The 17,422-nt window shown below is 70.0% G+C and carries 17 protein-coding genes; 4 read left to right on the top strand and 13 right to left on the bottom strand.

What is annotated here, in order from left to right:
• The first annotated feature begins 525 nt into the window (after positions 1-525).
• Together AC1Q7O_RS24260 and AC1Q7O_RS24255 are read left to right on the top strand one after the other, a co-directional pair.
• Positions 526-813, top strand: coding sequence for a hypothetical protein (locus tag AC1Q7O_RS24260; RefSeq protein ID WP_492661409.1), 288 nt, complete (start codon positions 526-528; stop codon positions 811-813).
• Between the two features lie 193 nt (positions 814-1,006).
• Positions 1,007-2,110 (top strand): serine hydrolase domain-containing protein, encoded by a 1,104-nt coding sequence (locus AC1Q7O_RS24255; protein ID WP_492661410.1) that lies wholly within the window; start codon positions 1,007-1,009, stop codon positions 2,108-2,110.
• A 1-nt stretch (position 2,111) separates the two neighbouring features.
• Here AC1Q7O_RS24255 and map read toward each other — a convergent pair whose 3' ends face one another.
• The 7 genes from map to AC1Q7O_RS24220 all read right to left on the bottom strand — a co-directional run bounded on the left by map (position 2,112) and on the right by AC1Q7O_RS24220 (position 9,271).
• Positions 2,112-2,903, bottom strand: a complete 792-nt coding sequence (gene map / locus AC1Q7O_RS24250; protein WP_492661411.1) for a type I methionyl aminopeptidase — start codon at positions 2,901-2,903, stop codon at positions 2,112-2,114.
• A complete protein-coding gene (locus AC1Q7O_RS24245) occupies positions 2,900-3,148 on the bottom strand; it encodes a ParD-like family protein (protein ID WP_492661412.1) in 249 nt (82 codons plus the stop codon). Before AC1Q7O_RS24245 ends, map begins: the two co-directional genes overlap by 4 nt.
• A 62-nt stretch (positions 3,149-3,210) precedes the next feature.
• A complete protein-coding gene (locus AC1Q7O_RS24240) occupies positions 3,211-3,936 on the bottom strand; it encodes a PA4824 family protein (protein WP_492661413.1) in 726 nt (241 codons plus the stop codon).
• A 113-nt stretch (positions 3,937-4,049) separates the two neighbouring features.
• Positions 4,050-4,484 carry an acyl-CoA thioesterase gene (locus AC1Q7O_RS24235; RefSeq protein WP_492661414.1) on the bottom strand — a complete coding sequence of 145 codons (435 nt, stop codon included), beginning with the start codon at positions 4,482-4,484 and terminating at the stop codon, positions 4,050-4,052.
• Positions 4,477-7,293 carry an ATP-binding protein gene (locus AC1Q7O_RS24230; RefSeq protein ID WP_492661415.1) on the bottom strand — a complete coding sequence of 939 codons (2,817 nt, stop codon included), beginning with the start codon at positions 7,291-7,293 and terminating at the stop codon, positions 4,477-4,479. Before AC1Q7O_RS24230 ends, AC1Q7O_RS24235 begins: the two co-directional genes overlap by 8 nt.
• Positions 7,293-7,976 carry a hypothetical protein gene (locus AC1Q7O_RS24225; RefSeq protein ID WP_492661416.1) on the bottom strand — a complete coding sequence of 228 codons (684 nt, stop codon included), beginning with the start codon at positions 7,974-7,976 and terminating at the stop codon, positions 7,293-7,295. Before AC1Q7O_RS24225 ends, AC1Q7O_RS24230 begins: the two co-directional genes overlap by 1 nt.
• Positions 7,973-9,271 carry a hypothetical protein gene (locus tag AC1Q7O_RS24220; protein WP_492661417.1) on the bottom strand — a complete coding sequence of 433 codons (1,299 nt, stop codon included), beginning with the start codon at positions 9,269-9,271 and terminating at the stop codon, positions 7,973-7,975. Before AC1Q7O_RS24220 ends, AC1Q7O_RS24225 begins: the two co-directional genes overlap by 4 nt.
• A 100-nt stretch (positions 9,272-9,371) precedes the next feature.
• Between AC1Q7O_RS24220 and AC1Q7O_RS24215 the strand changes: the two genes are divergently transcribed.
• Entirely contained in the window at positions 9,372-10,166 is a 795-nt protein-coding gene (locus AC1Q7O_RS24215) for a DODA-type extradiol aromatic ring-opening family dioxygenase (RefSeq protein ID WP_492661418.1), read from the top strand.
• 14 nt (positions 10,167-10,180) lie between these two features.
• On the opposite strand, the gene AC1Q7O_RS24210 is transcribed toward AC1Q7O_RS24215, so the two are convergent.
• From AC1Q7O_RS24210 to AC1Q7O_RS24200, 3 genes are all read right to left on the bottom strand, one after another.
• Positions 10,181-11,110: a Gfo/Idh/MocA family protein gene (locus tag AC1Q7O_RS24210; protein ID WP_492661419.1), complete on the bottom strand. Its 930-nt coding sequence runs from the start codon at positions 11,108-11,110 to the stop codon at positions 10,181-10,183.
• Between the two features lie 137 nt (positions 11,111-11,247).
• Complete coding sequence (locus AC1Q7O_RS24205; RefSeq protein WP_492661420.1) at positions 11,248-11,829, bottom strand: DUF1294 domain-containing protein; 582 nt, start codon at positions 11,827-11,829, stop codon at positions 11,248-11,250.
• Complete coding sequence (locus AC1Q7O_RS24200; RefSeq protein ID WP_492661421.1) at positions 11,826-12,704, bottom strand: LysR family transcriptional regulator; 879 nt, start codon at positions 12,702-12,704, stop codon at positions 11,826-11,828. The genes AC1Q7O_RS24205 and AC1Q7O_RS24200 overlap by 4 nt, the downstream gene beginning before the upstream one ends.
• Positions 12,705-12,804: 100 nt before the next feature.
• On the opposite strand from AC1Q7O_RS24200, the gene AC1Q7O_RS24195 reads away from it, so the two are divergent.
• Complete coding sequence (locus AC1Q7O_RS24195; protein WP_492661422.1) at positions 12,805-13,449, top strand: NAD(P)-dependent oxidoreductase; 645 nt, start codon at positions 12,805-12,807, stop codon at positions 13,447-13,449.
• Between the two features lie 4 nt (positions 13,450-13,453).
• Here AC1Q7O_RS24195 and AC1Q7O_RS24190 read toward each other — a convergent pair whose 3' ends face one another.
• The 3 genes from AC1Q7O_RS24190 to AC1Q7O_RS24180 all read right to left on the bottom strand — a co-directional run bounded on the left by AC1Q7O_RS24190 (position 13,454) and on the right by AC1Q7O_RS24180 (position 17,347).
• Positions 13,454-14,671, bottom strand: coding sequence for a glycoside hydrolase family 27 protein (locus AC1Q7O_RS24190; protein ID WP_492661423.1), 1,218 nt, complete (start codon positions 14,669-14,671; stop codon positions 13,454-13,456).
• 16 nt (positions 14,672-14,687) lie between these two features.
• Positions 14,688-16,184, bottom strand: a complete 1,497-nt coding sequence (locus tag AC1Q7O_RS24185; protein ID WP_492661424.1) for an MFS transporter — start codon at positions 16,182-16,184, stop codon at positions 14,688-14,690.
• 113 nt (positions 16,185-16,297) lie between these two features.
• Positions 16,298-17,347: a LacI family DNA-binding transcriptional regulator gene (locus tag AC1Q7O_RS24180; RefSeq protein ID WP_492661425.1), complete on the bottom strand. Its 1,050-nt coding sequence runs from the start codon at positions 17,345-17,347 to the stop codon at positions 16,298-16,300.
• Between the last annotated feature and the right edge of the window lie 75 nt (positions 17,348-17,422).

Below are 17,422 nucleotides of genomic sequence, written 5' to 3'. Positions count from 1 at the left end.
ACTCCTGGCCCCTTCCTGGGCCTCTTCATGCCGGTCCATTCTGTTACCGAACGGTACGGAAACCTGGGACAGGGTCAGCAAAGTACCGCGGCTACTTTGCTGCGTTCCTGGCTACTGGTCTCGCGTGGGGCCTGCTGGCCATTTACTGGAACGAGACATTCGTTGTTCCGTTCTTCGCGAACGTTCTATTTTGGAGCTGGCTAATGCGTCTTCCGGCTTGCAGGAGTTGTGGCTCTCCCGTGGCTCCGCCGATAGGAAGCTCTTTCTTTGCTGTCATTGACTCATTTCGTTCAAAGAACTGCCGCAGTTGTGGCGGCAGTCTGGAAGAATTCCAATGAATCGGCAAACCATCAATCCAGAGGCAATGCCTAACCATTCTCCGCAGCGGACGTCTTCGCCATCCGCTGAGCTCGCACGTTGAGTGTCATGGGGCCATTCGTATCCGGTTGGACCGAAGCAGATGTTGAAGCAGTGGTTGCACGGGCCGACCCTAATTAACTGCTGTATGTCCCAATCATCGTCGGAATGAATGCGAACGACTGTGATCGCAAGTGGGCAGAGGAAATCTGCCTCGGCCTTGCCAAGCATCCACATTTCAATGTCCGCGGAAATGCGGTTCTTGGCTTCGGCCACATCGCCCGTACTTGCCGCGCTCTGAACACGGTGGCGGTGCTGCCCGTTATCACCGCTGCACTACTCGATGAGCACGAGTTTGTGCGCGGTCACGCTGCAAGTGCAGCAGAGGATCTTGGCGTTTACCTCGGGGTCGTTGTACCGGGCATGGAGCGCACTATTGGCAACCATGGCACTTAACCATTTGCTGCGGCGGGCGGCTTCGCCGTCCGCTGAGCGAGAACGCTGAACCGCCAGACGACTGGGCCGCTCAGCCAGCGCAGCAGATCGCACCCAATTTCCGGCGATTCGTCGCGCGCGCCCATGGTGCGAACGCCACGGTCCATAGACTGCCGCCTCCCGAACCCGCGGCAATCTCGCCCGACAGCGATCCATGCGTCACGTCATCACCGTATTCGCGGCGGCCCTGCTGTCGCTGCCTGTCCTGGCCGCGCCGGCCAGCAGCCTGGCGGAGGCCAACCGGCAGGCCAGGCAGCAGATCCAGCAGACGATGAAGGAACAGCGCATCCCCGCGCTGCAGATCGCCGTCGTGCGGGACGGGCGCATCGTGCTGTCCGAGGCCTACGGCCTGGCCAACGTCGAGAACCGCGTGGCGGCCAAGCCCACCACGCGGTTCCCGATCAACTCCGCGACCAAGGCCTTCACCGGCGTCGCGATGATGCAGTTGGCCGAGGCCGGGATCGTGGATCTGGAGGCGCCGGTGTCTCGCTATCTGGACGATCTGCCCGAGGCCTGGCGCGGCGTGCGCGTGCGCCAGTTGCTGGCCCACACGTCGGGGCTGCCGGACATCAACGGCCCGTCGGGCCTGATCGGTGGCGCCAACGAGGCGGATGCCTGGAAGGCGGTGAAAGCCTTGCCGGTCGAAGCGCCCGCCGGCGAGCGCTTTGCGTACAACCAGACCAACTACGGCCTGCTGGCGCAGATCATCGCCAGGCAGACGAACCAGCCCTATGAGCGATACATCGCCACGCGGCAATTCGCCGCGGCCGGCATGGCCTCCTCGACCTTCGGCGACAGCTACGACCTGACGCCCGACGCCGCCACGATGTACAGCTACCTCCCGCGCGGCACGCTGGCGCGGGACGATGCGAACCGCCTGACGCATTGGTTCTATGACATGCCCTACAGCCTCTGGGCCGGTGGCGGCATCCTGACGACGGCGAGCGATGTCGCGCGCTGGCTGGCGGCGCTGTCCACCGGTCGCCTGATCGGCAAGCCGCGTCTTCAGCAGATGTGGGCACCGGAGAAGCTGAACAGCGGCGCCGATGGCGACTGGGCCGCCGGCTGGCCCGTGTTGAAGGCCGCGCCGGATCTGCAGGTCGCCGGCATCGGCGGCGCCCGGGCGGCGTTCATCGTCTATGCCGACCAGGGCTTGGCCGTGGTGGTGCTGACCAATCTGGTGGGCGCCAACCCGCAGCGCTTCATCCCACGGATCGCCGAGATCTACCAACCGCTGCCGCGCCTGCGCGCGCGCTGAATCAGTCGATGGCCGGGTACTCGCCCAGCCCATCCGGCCACGGCGTCAGGATCTCGAAGCCGTCCTTGGTGACAGCCACCATGTGCTCCCACTGCGCCGACAGCGAGTGGTCGCGCGTCACCACCGTCCAGCCGTCGTTCAGTTCGCGGATGGCGGCGCCGCCAGCGTTGATCATGGGCTCGATCGTGAAGATCATGCCCTCCTGCAGCTTCAGGCCTTCGCCCGGCCGGCCGAAGTGGTTGACATGCGGTTCGTCGTGATAGACGTCGCCAATGCCATGCCCACCGTACTCGCGCACGACGCTGAAACCGGCCGCATGCGCCACCTTCTGGATGGCGTGGCCCACATCGCCCAGCGTCGCGCCGGGGCGCACCTGGCGGATGCCGGCGCGCAGCGCTTCGTAGGTGGTCATCACCAGCCGGCGCGCCAGCACATTGGCCTCGCCGACGATGAACATGCGGCTGCTGTCGCCGAACCAGCCGTCCTTGGTCAGCGTGACGTCCACGTTGACGATGTCGCCCTTCTTGAGCTTCTTGTCCTTGCTCGGGATGCCGTGGCAGACGACGTGGTTGGGCGAGATGCAGGCCGTCTTCGGGAAGCCGTGGTAGCCGACGTTGGACGGGATGCACTTCAGCGTGTCGACGATGTAGTCGTGGCAGAGGGCATCCAGCTCCTCGGTCGACACGCCCGGCACGACGTGGGGCTTGAGCATGGCCAGCACCTCGGCGATGAGGTGGCCGGCCGTGCGGGCCTTGGCGATTTCCTCGGGGCTGCGCAACTTGAGGCTCTTCATGCGCGGGCTCCCTTGACCTTGGCGGGCTGAACCCAGCCGGCGACGCGGGCCAGGTCCAGCCCGCCTTCCTGCTCGGCGCGGATCAGCAGCTGGCACAGCTCGCTGTGGTTGAGCTGCGGGTGCAGTTCAGCCAGCAGGCCGATGCGCATCCAGTGCTCGGCCTGGGCGTTGATGGAGCGCGACAAGGCCTGGCTGGCAACGCGCAGGCTCTCATGCAGTGGATCGGAGATTTTGACGATTCCCATGCCGGGACTATATACGATTCATATACAAACCATATAAACCCAGCCGCAGCGCCGGCGGCGGGTCAGAAGCTGGCTGTGAGGCCCAGCGTCACGGCGCGTGCGGCGCCGCTGCCGGTCTTGAGGCCATAGCTGCCGTTGAGCGACAGCCGCGGGTTGAGCGCGACCCAGAAGCCGGCCTGCAGCCAGGGGGCCGGGTTGCGGTCGTCCGCGAACGTCTCGGCCACCAGGTGCAGGTCGTCGCTGACGGCCGTCTCGACGGCCACCGCCCAGCGCGTGCTGTCGTCACGCGGGTGGCGGCCGCCGGTCCAGCCGACGTTGAGGTGGGCGGACGTGGCGCGGCCCAGCGCCACCGTGGAGACCAGCGTCGCGTAGAGCTGGTCCATCTCCATCCGCAGGCCGCTTGTGCGCCGGGCCACGGCACCGTAGGCGAGGCTCCATTCCGCAACCGCGCCCTGCCCGCCGGCGAACAAGGTCTTGCCGGCCGCGGTGAGCGCATCGCCGTGGCCGTCAACGGCGCGCAGGCGCACCGCGGCGATGGACAGCTGCGTCCGGTGGCCCACGTCGCAGCCGAACTGCGACGACAGCACGCGCGCGGTGGGGGCCTCGTCCGCGCCAAAGCGCCCCCAGAAGGTCTCGACCGTGCACTCCCCGTCGCCCAACACCGCCGCGTCCTCGGTCACCAGCGGCCGGCCGGCCTGCGCCGCGGCACAGGCCAGCAGCGCCAGGGCCGCAGCGAAGCGGGCCCGCCACGCGATGCGGCAACGGCAGATGGCATGGATTGCATTCACCGCGCCAGTGTGCGGTGAGCACCCCGGGTGCCGTCCACCTCCAAATTGCTAAAACTGATCGTGCTGTGAAATCTTCAATCGATTTCATCTGAGGCGGCAGCCCACGGAGCGCCTCAGGCCACGACGGCGGCCTCGTAGATGGACAGGAACTCCGCCGGCATGCGCCGGGGGCGGCCGCTGCTGATCTCGATGCAGACCAGCGCCCAGCGCCCGCGCAGCAGCGTCACGCCGTCGCCGGCCCGGCGCAGCTGGAAGCAACGCTCCATCGTCAGCTTGCCGTCGCTTGCCGTCAGCCAGGTGCCCAGCACCAGCGCCTCGCCTGCGAACGACGGCAGCAGGTAGTCGTAGTGCCCCTCGCGGATGGCCATCGCGCGGTCCAGCCGGCGGTAGTCGTCAAGCGTGAGGCCCAGCGCCTCGGAGTGTGCCCAGCCCGCCTGCTCGCACCACTGCACGTAGACGGCGTTGTTGGTATGGCCCAGCCCGTCGATGTGTTCCGCCGCGGGCGCGAGCGCCAGCGTGAACGGCGACGGGCGGTCCCAGTCAGTCATAGGCCGAGACTTCGGGCCGGCGCGCCAGCACCGCAATGGGCGGCGCCCAGCGTTCGCCGCGCGGCTTCTTGCTGGTCACCAGCGTGATCTCGCTGGGCTCGAAGACCTCGACGTTGTGCGTGATGGGCGTCGTCAGCAGGTACTGCGCGCGCGTGCTGCGCAGGAAGTGGCCGACGAGCTGGATGTTGCGCACGTCCAGGTGGGCGAAGGGCTCGTCGATGAACACGAAGCCGCCGGGCGTCTCGTCGTCCTTCATCAGGCCCACGAGCAGGATCAGGCTTTTCAGCACCTGCTGGCCGCCGGAGGCCTCGCCGTCGTTCAGGCCCACCTCGCCCTTGCCGTCGAAGTTGAACTTCACGTGCAGGCCGGCCTGGGCCAGCACCGTGTCGTCGTTGTCCAGGTGCGGCGGCACGGCCTCGGCGGTCACGCCGGCCAGCTCGCCCAGCTCGGCGACGTTCTTCTTGTAGCGGCGGATGGTGGCGCGCATCACGTCGATGTAGCGCTCGCGGGCGTTGAAGGCGGCGATGCGGGCCAGCTCGTTGCTGGCGCGGCGGTCGCTGAGCTGGGTGTCCTGCTCGTGCACCTGCGCGGCCATGCGCGCGTGGCGCTCGACGACGCTGGCGTCCACCTCCCAGTGGCCGGTCTGCAACTCCTGGTCCACATGGTGGGCGCGGATCTCGGCCTGGCGGGCGTTCTCGAACTCGTCGCGCACGGCAGCCAGCGCCGCGGGCGTGACCCAGGCCTTCGGGAACTGGGCTTTCTGCTTGCGCGACTCCTGCGACGCCTTGCGCAGCGCCTCGCGCTTCGCCTCGTGCTCGCGCAGCCGGCTGGCCGCGGAGCCCTCGCCATCTTTCAGCGCGATCTGCGCGCCTTCATAGGCCTGCTCGCTGCGCGTGGACTCGCGCACGACGCGCTCATGCTCGCTGTCCAGCGCGCTCATGCGCGAGGCGGCCTCGGCGCGGGCCTGGCGCAGCACCGGCAGGCGCACGCGGGCTTCGGCGAACTCATCGGCGCGCTCGGAGAGCTCCTGCGCCGCCTTGTGGCCCACGGCCGCGCGCTGCACGTCCTTGAACTGGCGCTCCACCTCGGCCTGCGCCTTGGCGATGCGGCTCAGCTCGCCGTCCCAGCGAGCCAGCTCGGCTTCCAGCGCGGCGCGGCGCGAGTCGACCGCCGAGGCGCCGAACTGGTGGTCGCGCGGCTCGACGAACACGCTGCGGCCGCCTCGGCCGTCGCGGTAGTAGGCGTCGGCGGTGATCCACTCGCCGCTGGTCTTGGCGCCCTCTTCCGTGGACGTGACGCAGCGGATGGCGCCCAGCTGGCGCACCAGCCAGGTCGGCAGCGGCGCGCTGACGTTCAGCGCGGCCAGCAGCGAGCCGGCCGGCGCCTGGCCCACGGCCGAGGTGTCGGACACGACGTAGTGGCGGTAGCGCTGCTTGGCCGCGATGTCGAAGGCGCGGCCTTCGTCGCTGCGGTGCTTCAGCACGACGACCCAGCGCGACGGGCGCAGCAGGCCTTCGGCGGCGGCGCGCCAGGTTTCGTCGGCGATGTCGATGCTGTCGGCGACAAGGTAGTGGGCGATGCCGGCGTCGTCCAGCGCGCGCTTCATCGGCGCGACCTCGGGCGGCGGCGGGGGCAGGCGCTTGCCGCTGAGTTCGCCCAGCGCGGTTTGCGCCTTGGCGGCCTTGTCGCTGGCGCGCGTGTAGTCGGCGCGCAGGCGGTCGCGCTCGGTGGCCAGCTCCTGCATCCTGGCCGTCAGCGCGGCGGCGTCGGCCTCCACGTCGGCCAGCGCCTTCAGCTCGTCCTCGCGCTTGACCAGCGCCTCGGCGGGGCGCTCGGCTTCACGGGCCGAGTCGAACGCGGCGCGGGCCTCGCGGCGTTCGCCGTCCAGCGCCTTCAGCCGCTCCTTGGCGGCTTCCTGCGCGGTGAACAGGCTGTGCAGCGCCGCGCGCTTGTCGCTGAGCGCCTTCACGTCGCCGGACGCAAACAGCCGCTGGCGGTGCAGCTCGCGCGCATCGCGGGTGATGCGCTCGCGGGCCTCGCTCCAGCGCAGCACGGGCAGCACTTCTGTCGCCAGGCGCTCGCGCTCCTGGACCTTGAGCTGGTACTGGCGATGGCTGTTGACGCGGTTGGCCAGGTCGCTGAGCTGGGCCTGCGTGTGGGCCAGCTCGGCGCCGGCCTGCTCCACTTCCTTGCCCAGGTGCTGCTGGTGGCTGCGCGCCTGCTCGTAGCGGTCCAGCACCTCCTGGTCGCCGAACACCTCGAAGACGAGGCGCAGCAGTTCCTTCGGGCTCAGCTCGCAGAGCCGGTCGGTCTGGCCCTGCTCCAGCGCCAGCACGCGGCCGATGGCGCGCGTGAGGCCGGCGGCCTCCAGGCGCTTCTTCCACGCCTCGATGCCCAGCCAGTCACGGTCGCCCTTCTCGACGAGCTGCTCGATCTCGTGCACGCCGTCGAGGATGACGTAGCGGCGCACCCAGTCGCCGCCGTGGCGCTCGATGCGGCAGGCCAGCGTCACCTGGTCGGCATACAGCAGCGAGCTGGCGAACGGCCGGCTGCTGTTCTGGCGCGAGCGCGGGCGGTTGTCCACCAGCGCGCGCAGCCAGGCCGTCTCGGCGTTGGCGTGGCGGGCGTAGGTCTTGTACGTGCGGCCGCCGGAGCACTCCAGCCCCAGCAACGTGCGCATCGCGTCCAGCAGCGTGGTCTTGCCCGAGCCGTTGGGGCCGGCGATGGTGATGATGGCGCCGTCCAGCGGCAGCGTGACGCGCTGGCAGTAGTCCCAGTGCAGCAGTTCAAGCGATTGCAGGTGGAACATCAGTCGTCAATGTCTTGTTGTTCGGCTTCTTCGGGACGCGAGACGGGATGGCCGGCGCGGGCCAGCACGTCGCCCAGCGCGCCGTCGAGGATGCGCGGCGCCAGCAGGTCGTAGTCGATCAGCAGGTCCAGCAGCGGGCCTTCGGCGATGTCCTCGCCACGGCGCGTGACGAAGCCGTGGCGCTCCAGCAGCTTGAGGTTGGTGTCCAGCCGCAGCTTCTTGCCGAGCTGGTCGCCGAAGTCGGCCAGCAGGCTGCGGTAGCTGATCAGCGGCGCGACGCTGGCGGCCTGCGGCATGGGCTTGTCAGTGGCGAAGAACTCGCCCTGGCCGGCGTGGATGGCATCGCTGCGGGCCACCTGGCGCTGGCGCTTGGGCAGCACGATGAGGCTCCACAGCACCACCAGCAGCGCCACGCCGTCGCGCGGGATGTCGAGGTTGTTGTTGGCGGCCAGGCCCGTCTCGCCGAACACGGCGCTCTCGGCCGGGCGCATCAGCGCCACCGAGATGTGGTCGGCGTGCACGTTGTCCACCAGCTGCAGGCCGACGCCGGCCAGGCGCGTGCCGAGCTGGTTCCACAGCTCGGTGTCGATCAGCGCGCGCTTCACGAGCGGGTGGCTGCGCGGCAGCCAGCGGCGGGCCAGCAGTTGCGCGGCGAGTTGCTGGGAGTCGTCGAGAGGGCTCATGTCGCAGTTGAATCAGGGGTGAGGACGCCGCGGCTCATCCATTTGACGAACTCGTCGTCCACGGGGCCTTGTTCGGCGGACCAGCGCACCGACCACGGCTGGCGGGCCATGTCGCCGGTGGCGCCCTTCAGGTGGCGGGCCTGCGCGTCGCCCAGCAGCGGCAGCAGCTGGGCGCGGTAGGCGGCGCGGGCGTAGCTGCCGCCGAGGATGGCTGGCGTCAGGTCGCGCTCGATGGGTTCGGCGGACCAGGCGGCCAGCAGCGCCTGCATCTGGTCCATGTCGGGCGGCAGCTGCATGACGGCCAGCTCACCCGTCGGCGCGGCCTGGCCCTGCGGCAGCGCGGCGGTCTCCGCGGGCTTCGGGCGGTCACGCTCGAACTCGGCCTCGGCGGTGTCGATGAGGTCACGCTGCGCCACCAGCACCGGATGCACGGGCCGCTCCCACGCGCCGTTCAGCAGCGCCGCCAGGTCGCCCTGGCTCTGCAGCCAGCGGCGCACGTCGGTCGTCGTGATGCCGGTGGAGCCCAGCGTCACGCGCTGGCGGTCGGCCTGCTGCAGCGCGCGGTTGAACTGGCTGGCCATCGCCAGCAGCCGCGCCTGGGCCAGGCCCAGCTCACGGGCGAGCCGCTCCAGCCGCGCCTCGCCGGCCGACTCGGCCTGCGCAATGATGGCGCCCAGCGCCTCGCCGGCGCGGTCCACCAGCGTCAGCGCCTTCTCGAAGCGGGTGCGCGCACGGCGCAGCGCGAACTCGCTGCCGCTGGCGATGGCGTCGGCAAACTCGTCGTACAGGCGGGACAGTTGCGCCAACAGATGCTGCAGCTGGGCCGGCTGCAGCGTGCCCAGCTGGTGCGCGCCGGCCACGCCGGCCAGCAGCGAGGCCAGGTCGCCGTCGGGCGACTGCTCCTGCGTCAGCGGCTGCAGCAGGCCCACGAGTTGCTGGGCCAGCGGCGTGACGGCGTAGGTCTGGGCCGTGGCGTCCCAGGCCAGCAAGTCGGCATCGCGCAGGCGCTTCAGCACGCTGTCCAGCGCCTCGTCGCGCAGCACGTGGAAGGCCTGGTTCAGCGCCTCGCGCGTGAGGCGCGACTCGCGCAGCGCCATCAGCTCGAAGAACACCCACACGCGCAGCCGCACCAGCGGCGCGGGCCCGCCGAACAGCGCCCGCTGGGCCGCCAGCAGCGCGTCCTGGCGCTCCAGCTGCCACCACAGCAGCGCCTCCTCGGGGACGGTGCCGTCGCGGAAATAGTCCTCGACGCGCAGGGCGTCGTCGGTTTCTGGCAGGGGCGTGGCTTGGGACATGGGGCGCGGATTATCGTCGGCGGCATTCAGTCGCTTTGAGCGCTGCCACCGGCCGGTTTGAACCCCGGACGGGCGACGGCAGCCCACACTGGGTGCCATCATGAGACAGCCCACCTTCTTCCTCTCCCACGGCGGCGGCCCGTGGCCGTTCATGGATGGCGACTTCCGCCAGGGCCATGCCCAGCTGGAAGCGTCGCTGCAAGCGCTGCCGGCCTCGCTGCCGGCCGCGCCGAAGGCCATCCTGATGATCTCGGCACACTGGGAAGCACCTGCCTTCACGGTGATGACGTCCCCCGCGCCGGGCATGCTGTACGACTACGGCGGTTTCCCGGCGCACACCTACGAGGTGGTGTACCCCGCGCCGGGCGACCCGGCACTGGCGGAGCGCGTCGTCGCACTGATCGAGGCCGCCGGGCTGCCCGCCGCGCGGGACGCGCAGCGTGGTTTCGACCATGGCGCCTTCTGTACGCTGGCGCCGATGTACCCGGACGCGCAGATCCCCGTCGTGCAGCTCTCGCTGCGCCAGGGGCTGGACCCGGCCGAGCATCTGGCGCTGGGCCGGGCCCTGGCGCCGCTGCGCGATGAGGGCGTGCTCATCCTCGGCAGCGGCTTCAGCTTCCACAACCTGGGGCTGATGTTCAACGGCCGCGGGCAGGCACCCTCCGTCGCCTTCGACGCCTGGCTGCAGAGCGCCCTGCCCTCACCCGAGGGTCGCGCCGACCGGCTCAAGGCGTGGGCGCAGGCGCCCGCCGCACGGCAGGCCCACGCCCGCGAGGAGCACCTGCTGCCGCTGATGGTGGCCGCCGGTGCGGCCGAGGGCGACGCCGGCAGCTGCAACTACCACCAGACCGACTACCTCGGCGGGCTGACGGCGTCGAGCTTCAGGTTCGGCTGACTGCGCGAGCGCGGTCAGACGTGATGCGCCGCCACCGTGCGGCGCTCGCCGATCAGGAAGGCATCGGCGACGAGCTGGAACGGTCGCCAGTCGACTTCCGACCGACCCGCCGCAACCATCTCCGCAAAACGCGCGTACAGGCGCGGGTATTCGCCCGCCAGCGCCTCGTCAGCGGCCACCGGCTTGCCATCGATCTCAAGCATGCCGCCGCCGTGCGACAGGCGCAGCCGGCCATCGGCCGCCACCAGTTCGATGTCCCAGGTCTGCTCGCCCTTCTGGCGGAAGTCGAACACGGTGTCGATGGCCACGCCGGACTCGGTGCGCAGGTCCAGTTGCGCCGCGATGGGTGCCTGCTGGTTGGACGGGAACTCCAGCACGGCCTGCTTCACGACCACTTCCTCGGCCAGCACCTCGGTCAGCACCGACAGCGCGTTGATGCCGGGGTCGAACACGCCCAGGCCGCCCGCGTCGAAGATCCACTGCTGGCCCGGGTGCCAGTGGTGCACGTCTTCCTTCCACGTGATGCGGCCGCCGGTCAGCGTGCGGCCACGCACCCATTCGCGCGCGGCGTCCACGCCGGCGGCGAAGCGCGAGTGCCAGGTCTGGAACAGCGTGCGGCCGTGACGGGCGGCCTCGGCCTGCAGCAGCGCGATCTGGCGCGTCGTCGCCGCGGGCGGCTTCTCCAGCATGACATGCTTGCCGGCGCGCAGCGCCGCGAGTGCAGCGTCGAAATGTGCCTGCGGCGGCGTGCAGATGGAGATGGCGTCCAGGTCCGGCACGGCGGCCAGCATGGCCTCGACGCTGGTGAAGCTGGCGACGCCGTCCACGCTGGCGTTGCGGCTGGCAGTGGCCACCAGTTGCAGACGCGGGTCGGCTGCAATCGCCGGGATGTGTTGATCGCGGGCGATCTTGCCGATGCCCACCAGGCCCAACTTCAATGACATGCAGTGCTCAGGAAAAAAGAGAGCCGCGGCTCGCGGCGGTTGTCTGTCGGCCCGGCGGGCCGACGCGGATTTCACCCGAAGTCGCGGCGATCGATGCCACCCCGGGCCAGAAACTCACCTGGATGATCGCAGCCGCGTCAGAGCCAGCGCCTGAACAGCGGCGTGAACACGGCGACGAAGGCGGCGATGTTGAGCGCCACCGTCGCCCAGTACACGCGCCGGAAGGCGGGCTTGGCATTCTTGTGGCGCAGCAGCCGCTGCGCCAGCAGCGCGCCCGGCCAGCCGCAGGCCAGCGACAGCCCGTGCAGCGTGTTCTCGGCCACGCGCCAGTCGCCGCGCGCGGCGGCGCGCTTGTCCAGCGCGTAGACGATGAAGGTGGCCATGCTCATGGCCGAGTAGGCGCCCCAGAACCAGTTGGGCACGCCCCACAGCAGGTGCGTGGCGAGCACGCCGGCGGCGAAGGCCGGGATCAGCAGCAGCTCGCGGCTGCCGTCGCGCGGGCGCGGCGCCGGCTTCGGGGCCAGGCCCTGCACGTCCCGCGCGCGCCGCTTGCCCTGCGCGTCGAGGCCCTCGCGGTAGCGGACACGCTCGCCGACGCTGGGCCGCTGCGGGCGCAGGCCGAAGGCGTGGATGTGGACGAAGCACTTCGGGCCGCCGCCGTCGGGCGTGATGAAGCCGTAGCCCTTGGCGTCGTCCCACTGCGTCAGCGTGCCTTTCATCGGGCCACCTCCGCGAGATGGGCCTTCAGCGCCGCGATGGCGTGGCGCACCTTGGCGGGCTGGGCGTCACGCTGCGGCGTCAGCGCCCAGACCGGCAGGTCGGGCAGCGCCAGCTCGGTGTCCAGCCGCAGCAGGCGGCCGGCGTCCACCGACTCGGCCACGTCCTCGTCGCCCAGCGGCGCCAGGCCCAGGCCGGCCTCGCACAGCTGCTGCAGCGTCAGCTGGTTGTTGCTGGTGTAGCGCGGCCGCACGCTGAGCTCCGTGCCGGGCAGGCGGCGCGGCTGGTCGGTGCCGTCCTGCAGCATCAGCCAGTCGGCCGCCAGCAGCGCCTCCGGCGTGCCCGGCACGCCGCGCTGGGCCAGGTAGGCCGGCGCCACGTAGAGGCTGGTGTGCAGGCTGCCGAGGCGCTGGGCCACCCAGGGGCTGTCGGGCAGACGGCCGAAGCGGATGGCGAGGTCGATGCGGTGGGCGACGAGGTCGGTGAAGCCGTCCTCCACCTGCAGGTGCAGCGTGAGCCCGGGATGGGCCGCCAGCAGCGGCGCCAGCGCGGGCCCGAGGCGGCGGCCGAAGCCCACCGTCATCGCGATGCGCAGCTCGCCCTCGGGCGCGTCGCGCAACTGCTGCAGCTGGGCCTGCGCGGCCTCGGCCGCCGCCACCATGGCCGCGCAGCCGGCGTGGAAACGCTCGCCGGCGGGCGTCAGGCTGAGCTTGCGCGTGGAGCGGTGCAGCAGCGTGACGCCCATGTCGGCCTCCAGCGCCCTCACCTGCTGACTGGCGGCCGAGGTGCTGGTGCGCAGCTGGCGCGCCGCCGCCGCGAAGCTGCCGTGGCGGACGACGCTGGCGAACACGGCCATGCGCTTGAGTTGGTCGAGCATGAAGTTTTTCTAAACAGTCCTGGCGATTCAAGCCGGCTTATCGGCGCATTGTGAAGCAGAAACAATCACTCCATCGCAACCTCTGAGTCTGGAGAACACCATGAACATCGCCCTGATCGGCGCCACCGGCTTTGTCGGCAAGGCCGTGCTGGAAGAACTGCTGAGCCGCGGCCACACGGTGCGCGCGCTGCAACGCGACGCGGCCAAGCTGGCGGCCCGCCCCGGCCTGACGGTGCGCTCGGTGGACGTGCTGGGCGGTGGCGTATCGCTGGCAGCCGAGCTGGCCGGCGTGGACGCCGTGGTGAGCGCCTTCAACGCCGGCTGGGCCAACCCCAACCTGCACGACGACTTCCTGCGCGGCAGCGATGCCATCGCCGCCGCGGCGCGCGAGGCGGGTGTGCGGCTCATCGTCGTGGGCGGCGCGGGCAGCCTGTTCATCGCGCCGGGCCAGCAGCTGGTCGATTCGCCGGCCTTCCCGGCCGAATGGAAGTCCGGCGCGCTGGCCGCCCGCGAGGCGCTGAACCGCCTGCGCGCCGACCAGACCGGCCTGGACTGGACCTTCCTGTCGCCCGCCATGCACCTGGCCCCGGGCGCGCGCACGGGTCAGTTCCGCCTGGGCGGTGAGAACCCGGTGTTCGACGCCAAGGGCGAGAGCCACATCAGCGTGGAAGACCTGGCCGTGGCCATCGTCAACGAGCTGGAAGCGCCGCAGCACCGCCGCGCGCGCTTCACCCTCGGCTACTGAACCGTCACTGCACCGCTGGCGAAATCCGGAACATCAGCACCCCATGGCGGGCCACCGTGCCGCCGTGGCGGCCGCTGACGCCGGCGGTCTTCTTGCCCGACCACAGGTCCAGCACGTCCGCCTTCAGCTTCGAAGGCAGGTCGAGCTGCTCCCATGACACGGCCATCTCGGCCGGCTTGTCGCCGCGGTTGAACAGCACGGCGGCGCGGTCGCCGCCGGCCAGCGTGCGCACCCAGATCTCCAGGTCGCCCTGGCGCCACACCCGGCGGCCCTGGCGGCCCAGCGGGTCCTGGTCGACGCGGATGACCTCGGCATTCGTCAGGATGCGCCGCGTGTCCGCGTCCATCTTCGACAGGTCGTTGCCCGCGATCAGCGGCGCAGCCAGCATGGCCCACAGCGAGAAGTGGCTCTCGTACTCGGTGGTCGTCATGCCGCCGTTGCCGACCTCCAGCATGTCGGGATCGTTCCAGCCGTTGGGCGCGGCGTCCGCCCACAGCTCGGCGTTCATGTCGAGGATGTCGAGCAGGCCGTGCGACCACTCCTTCTTGCCCTGCCAGGCATCCCAGATGTCGCCCGTGGTGCGCCACAGGTGGCCGATGGGCGCCGCCCAGCGGCCGGGCTTGCTGTTGCCCCATTCGCAGATGGACAGCACGATGTCGCGCCCCGACTCGCGCAGCGCCTTGGCCATGATGGTGTAGGCCGCCTCGGGGTTGCGCGGGCCGGTGTAGCACCAGTCGTACTTCAGCCAGTCCACGCCCCACTTGGCGTACTGGCGCGCGTCCTGGAACTCGTGTCCCGCGCTGCCGGGCCGGCCGCCACAGGTCAGCGCGCCGGCGTCGGAGTACAGGCCGAACTTCAGGCCCTTGCCGTGCACGTAGTCGGCCAGCGCCTTCATGCCCGACGGAAAACGCTCGGGATCGGGCTGGATGTTGCCGTCGGCGTCGCGGCTCTTCTGCCAGCAGTCGTCGATGACGATGTACTGGTAGCCGGCGGCTTTCATGCCGGAGGCCACCATCGCGTCGGCCTGCTGGCGGATCAGCTGCTCCGACACGTTGCAGGCGAACTTGTTCCACGAGTTCCAGCCCATCGGCGGCGTGGGCAGCAGCCTGGGCTTGGGGGCGTCGAGCTTGAGGGTTTCGTGGCCGGTGGCCTGCGCGCCGGCCACGGTGGCGGCGCAGGTCAACAGGGCCAGCAGCGCGTGGCGCAGCCAGGTGATGGTCATGGTGGAAAGACTCCGGTCAGACGGTGCCGCGCCGGGCTTCCAGCGCAGCGCGGATCTCGTGCATGCGCTGCTCCGTCAGGAAGTAGCGCGACACGATGTAGAGCGCGATCAGCAGGCCCACGATGGGAATGCCTGACAGGAACACGCGGATCAGGAAGATGGCCTCCTCGCTCTGCGCCGGCAGCTTGGCGTCGAAGCCGGTGAACATCAGCACCCAGCCCGAGGTCATGTTGCCCAGGGCGAGGCCCACCTTGGAGATCCACGAGCCGCAGGCGGCGAACGAACCCTCGCGGCGCTGGCCGCTGTCGAGTTCATCGTGGTCGACGACGTCGGCCATGGCCGAGCCATAGATCGTCCAGAAACCGGCGCCGATGAAGGCCACGCCGCCGCTGGCGAACAGCTGCAGCCAGGGCAGTTGCGGGTTGTAGAAGAACCAGTCGCCGATGAACGCGACGATGCCCAGCACCAGCACCGTCATCAGCGCATTGCGCTTGCCGTAGGCCCGCGCCACGCGGCCGGCGAAGACGATGCCGAGCAGGCCGCTGACCAGGCCGGCCACGCCCATCAGCGAGTTCCACTTGGTGGCCTCGACGACGTTGCCACCGCAGACGTAGTAGACCGTCGCGTAGTAGCCCAGCAGGCCCACCATGGCCGTCGCCAGGTTGTAGGTCAGCATGGTGCCAAGCATCTGGCGGAAGGGCTTGTTCTTCAGCGTGCGGTACAGCGTGTCCTTGAACGGCACGCGCTGGCGGGTCTGGGCCACCACCTTGTCGTAGTAGCGCTCGCGCGTCAGCGAGAAGATGGCGACGGACACCACCACCATGATGCCGCCCAGGATGCTGGTGTAGACCTGCGCGCCCAGCAGGATGTCGGGCTTGCCGCTCGCGTCATGGAAGAAGGCCAGCGTCGTGAACTGCGCGGCGACGAACATCGCCAGCTCGGGGATCTTCTGGATCGCGTTCTTCCACGACATGACGCGGGTGCGCTCGTGGTAGTCGGGCGTCATCTCCGCGCCCAGGCTGCTCCACGGCAGATTGAAGCAGCTCATGACCGGCGCGTACAGCGCGGTCGAGACCAGCATGAAGATGAAGTACTCGGTGTCCGTCCAGCCGCGGCCGACGGCGAACATCAGCGGCAGGCCGATGCCCGCCAGCACGCCGCCGACGAGGATGAACGGGCGCCGACGGCCCCAGCGCGTGCGGGCGTTGTCGGACAGCCAGCCGAACAGCGCGTCCGACACCGCGTCCGCAAAGATCTTGACGCCCAGCGCCGTGGAGATCAGCCCCGGCGCGACGCCCAGGAACACGTTGAAGACGTGGAACACCAGCGACTGGTAGAGCCAGTGCCCCCACATGTCCAGGAACGAACCCAGGCCGAAGCCGATCTTCTGCGACGCCGGCACGCGGTCGGCCTCGGGCGTGGCGGGGGCCGCGGCGGGGGCGGGTGCCCGGGCCGCCACGGCGGCAGGGCGGTGCGTCAGCGGCGCGGCGGCGCCATCGCTCTCGGCAAGCACGTCAATGTCTCCTCGGTCGCCTGGAGCGACTTGTTTTTAGTAAACAAGAAGATTTTTGTTCGACGTTTGCACGAATGGAAACCGGGAAAGACCTTAGGAATCGGTTCCAAGGATCAACGTTCTGCGGCGGCCGGCTGGCGCCTGGCCTTGCGCACGGGCGCCTCCTGCGCGGCCGCGATGCGCGAGCTTTCGCGCACCACCAGTTCCACCGGCAGCGAGGCTTCGCTGGGCTCCACGTCGCCCTCGATGAGCGCGCGCGCGGCCACCAGGCCCAGCGCCTCCTTGTCCATCTTCACGGTGGACAGCGGCGGCTTGAAGTGCGCGGCCTCCTCGATGTCGTCGTAGCCGATGAAGCGGATGTCCTCCGGCACGCGCAGGCCCTGCTCGATGCAGTACTCGATGGCGAACATCGCGGTGGAGTCGTTGTAGGCGAACACGGCGTCCGGCGGCTGCGGCAGCGCCAGCAGCCGGCGCATCGCGTCGCGGCCGGCGGCGCGGTACTCCATCACCGGGTCCAGCGTGACCTCGTAGTCGGGGTCGAACAGCCGGCCGGCCTCGAACAGCGCGCGCCGGAAGCCCTTGGCGCGCAGCGACACCGAGTAGTGCGTGGGCGGGCCGAAGATGGCGGCCACCCTCTTGGCGCCGCCGTCCAGCAGGTGGCGCGTGGCCAGCCAGGCGCCCTGCTGGTTGTCGTCGTTGATGCAGCGCACGCCGGGGTGGAAGTGGTCCACCAGCACCAGCGGCAGCTCGCAGCGGCGGATGCCTTCCATCGTGTCGGGGTCGAAGTAGCCGGCGCCCAGCAGCGCCTCGGCCTCGTGGCGGCGCACCTGGCCGGCGATGTCGTCACCCGACTGCACCGACAGCAGGCTCAGCGGCACGCCCGCCTCGCGGCACACCGTCTCGGCGCCGTGCAGCACGTAGGAATAGAACGGGTTGGTGGCCAGCGAGCCCAGGTGGCGGCTGTACAGGAACAGCAGGCGGCGCGGCTTGCCGGTGCGCAGCTTGGCGGTGTCGTAGCCCAGTTGCTCGGCCACCACCAGCACCTGGCTGCGCGTCTGCTCTGACAGACCCGGCTGGCCCTTCAGCGCGCGCGACACGGTGCCGATGGACACCCCCGCCGCCTGGGCCAATTCCCGAATCGTCACCCCCCGCTTGTCGGCCATGGCCCGAACTCCCGCTGTTGTTTAGTGCCTCGCAAGGCGCCGCAATTGTGGCACCGCCTCCAGGGCCATGCCGTT

The sequence above is a fragment of the Roseateles sp. GW823-FHT07B05 genome, assembly GCF_058794515.1.
This window is presented reverse-complemented; position numbering and strand designations above follow the sequence as displayed.

Coding starts and splice junctions, on each gene's coding strand:
- AC1Q7O_RS24260 (WP_492661409.1), top strand. CDS start 526: ATGAATGCGAACGACTGTGATCGCAAGTGGGCAGAGGAAATCTGCCTC.
- AC1Q7O_RS24255 (WP_492661410.1), top strand. CDS start 1,007: ATGCGTCACGTCATCACCGTATTCGCGGCGGCCCTGCTGTCGCTGCCT.
- map (WP_492661411.1), bottom strand. CDS start 2,903: ATGAAGAGCCTCAAGTTGCGCAGCCCCGAGGAAATCGCCAAGGCCCGC.
- AC1Q7O_RS24245 (WP_492661412.1), bottom strand. CDS start 3,148: ATGGGAATCGTCAAAATCTCCGATCCACTGCATGAGAGCCTGCGCGTT.
- AC1Q7O_RS24235 (WP_492661414.1), bottom strand. CDS start 4,484: ATGACTGACTGGGACCGCCCGTCGCCGTTCACGCTGGCGCTCGCGCCC.
- AC1Q7O_RS24230 (WP_492661415.1), bottom strand. CDS start 7,293: ATGTTCCACCTGCAATCGCTTGAACTGCTGCACTGGGACTACTGCCAG.
- AC1Q7O_RS24225 (WP_492661416.1), bottom strand. CDS start 7,976: ATGAGCCCTCTCGACGACTCCCAGCAACTCGCCGCGCAACTGCTGGCC.
- AC1Q7O_RS24220 (WP_492661417.1), bottom strand. CDS start 9,271: ATGTCCCAAGCCACGCCCCTGCCAGAAACCGACGACGCCCTGCGCGTC.
- AC1Q7O_RS24215 (WP_492661418.1), top strand. CDS start 9,372: ATGAGACAGCCCACCTTCTTCCTCTCCCACGGCGGCGGCCCGTGGCCG.
- AC1Q7O_RS24210 (WP_492661419.1), bottom strand. CDS start 11,110: ATGTCATTGAAGTTGGGCCTGGTGGGCATCGGCAAGATCGCCCGCGAT.
- AC1Q7O_RS24205 (WP_492661420.1), bottom strand. CDS start 11,829: ATGAAAGGCACGCTGACGCAGTGGGACGACGCCAAGGGCTACGGCTTC.
- AC1Q7O_RS24200 (WP_492661421.1), bottom strand. CDS start 12,704: ATGCTCGACCAACTCAAGCGCATGGCCGTGTTCGCCAGCGTCGTCCGC.
- AC1Q7O_RS24195 (WP_492661422.1), top strand. CDS start 12,805: ATGAACATCGCCCTGATCGGCGCCACCGGCTTTGTCGGCAAGGCCGTG.
- AC1Q7O_RS24190 (WP_492661423.1), bottom strand. CDS start 14,671: ATGACCATCACCTGGCTGCGCCACGCGCTGCTGGCCCTGTTGACCTGC.
- AC1Q7O_RS24180 (WP_492661425.1), bottom strand. CDS start 17,347: ATGGCCGACAAGCGGGGGGTGACGATTCGGGAATTGGCCCAGGCGGCG.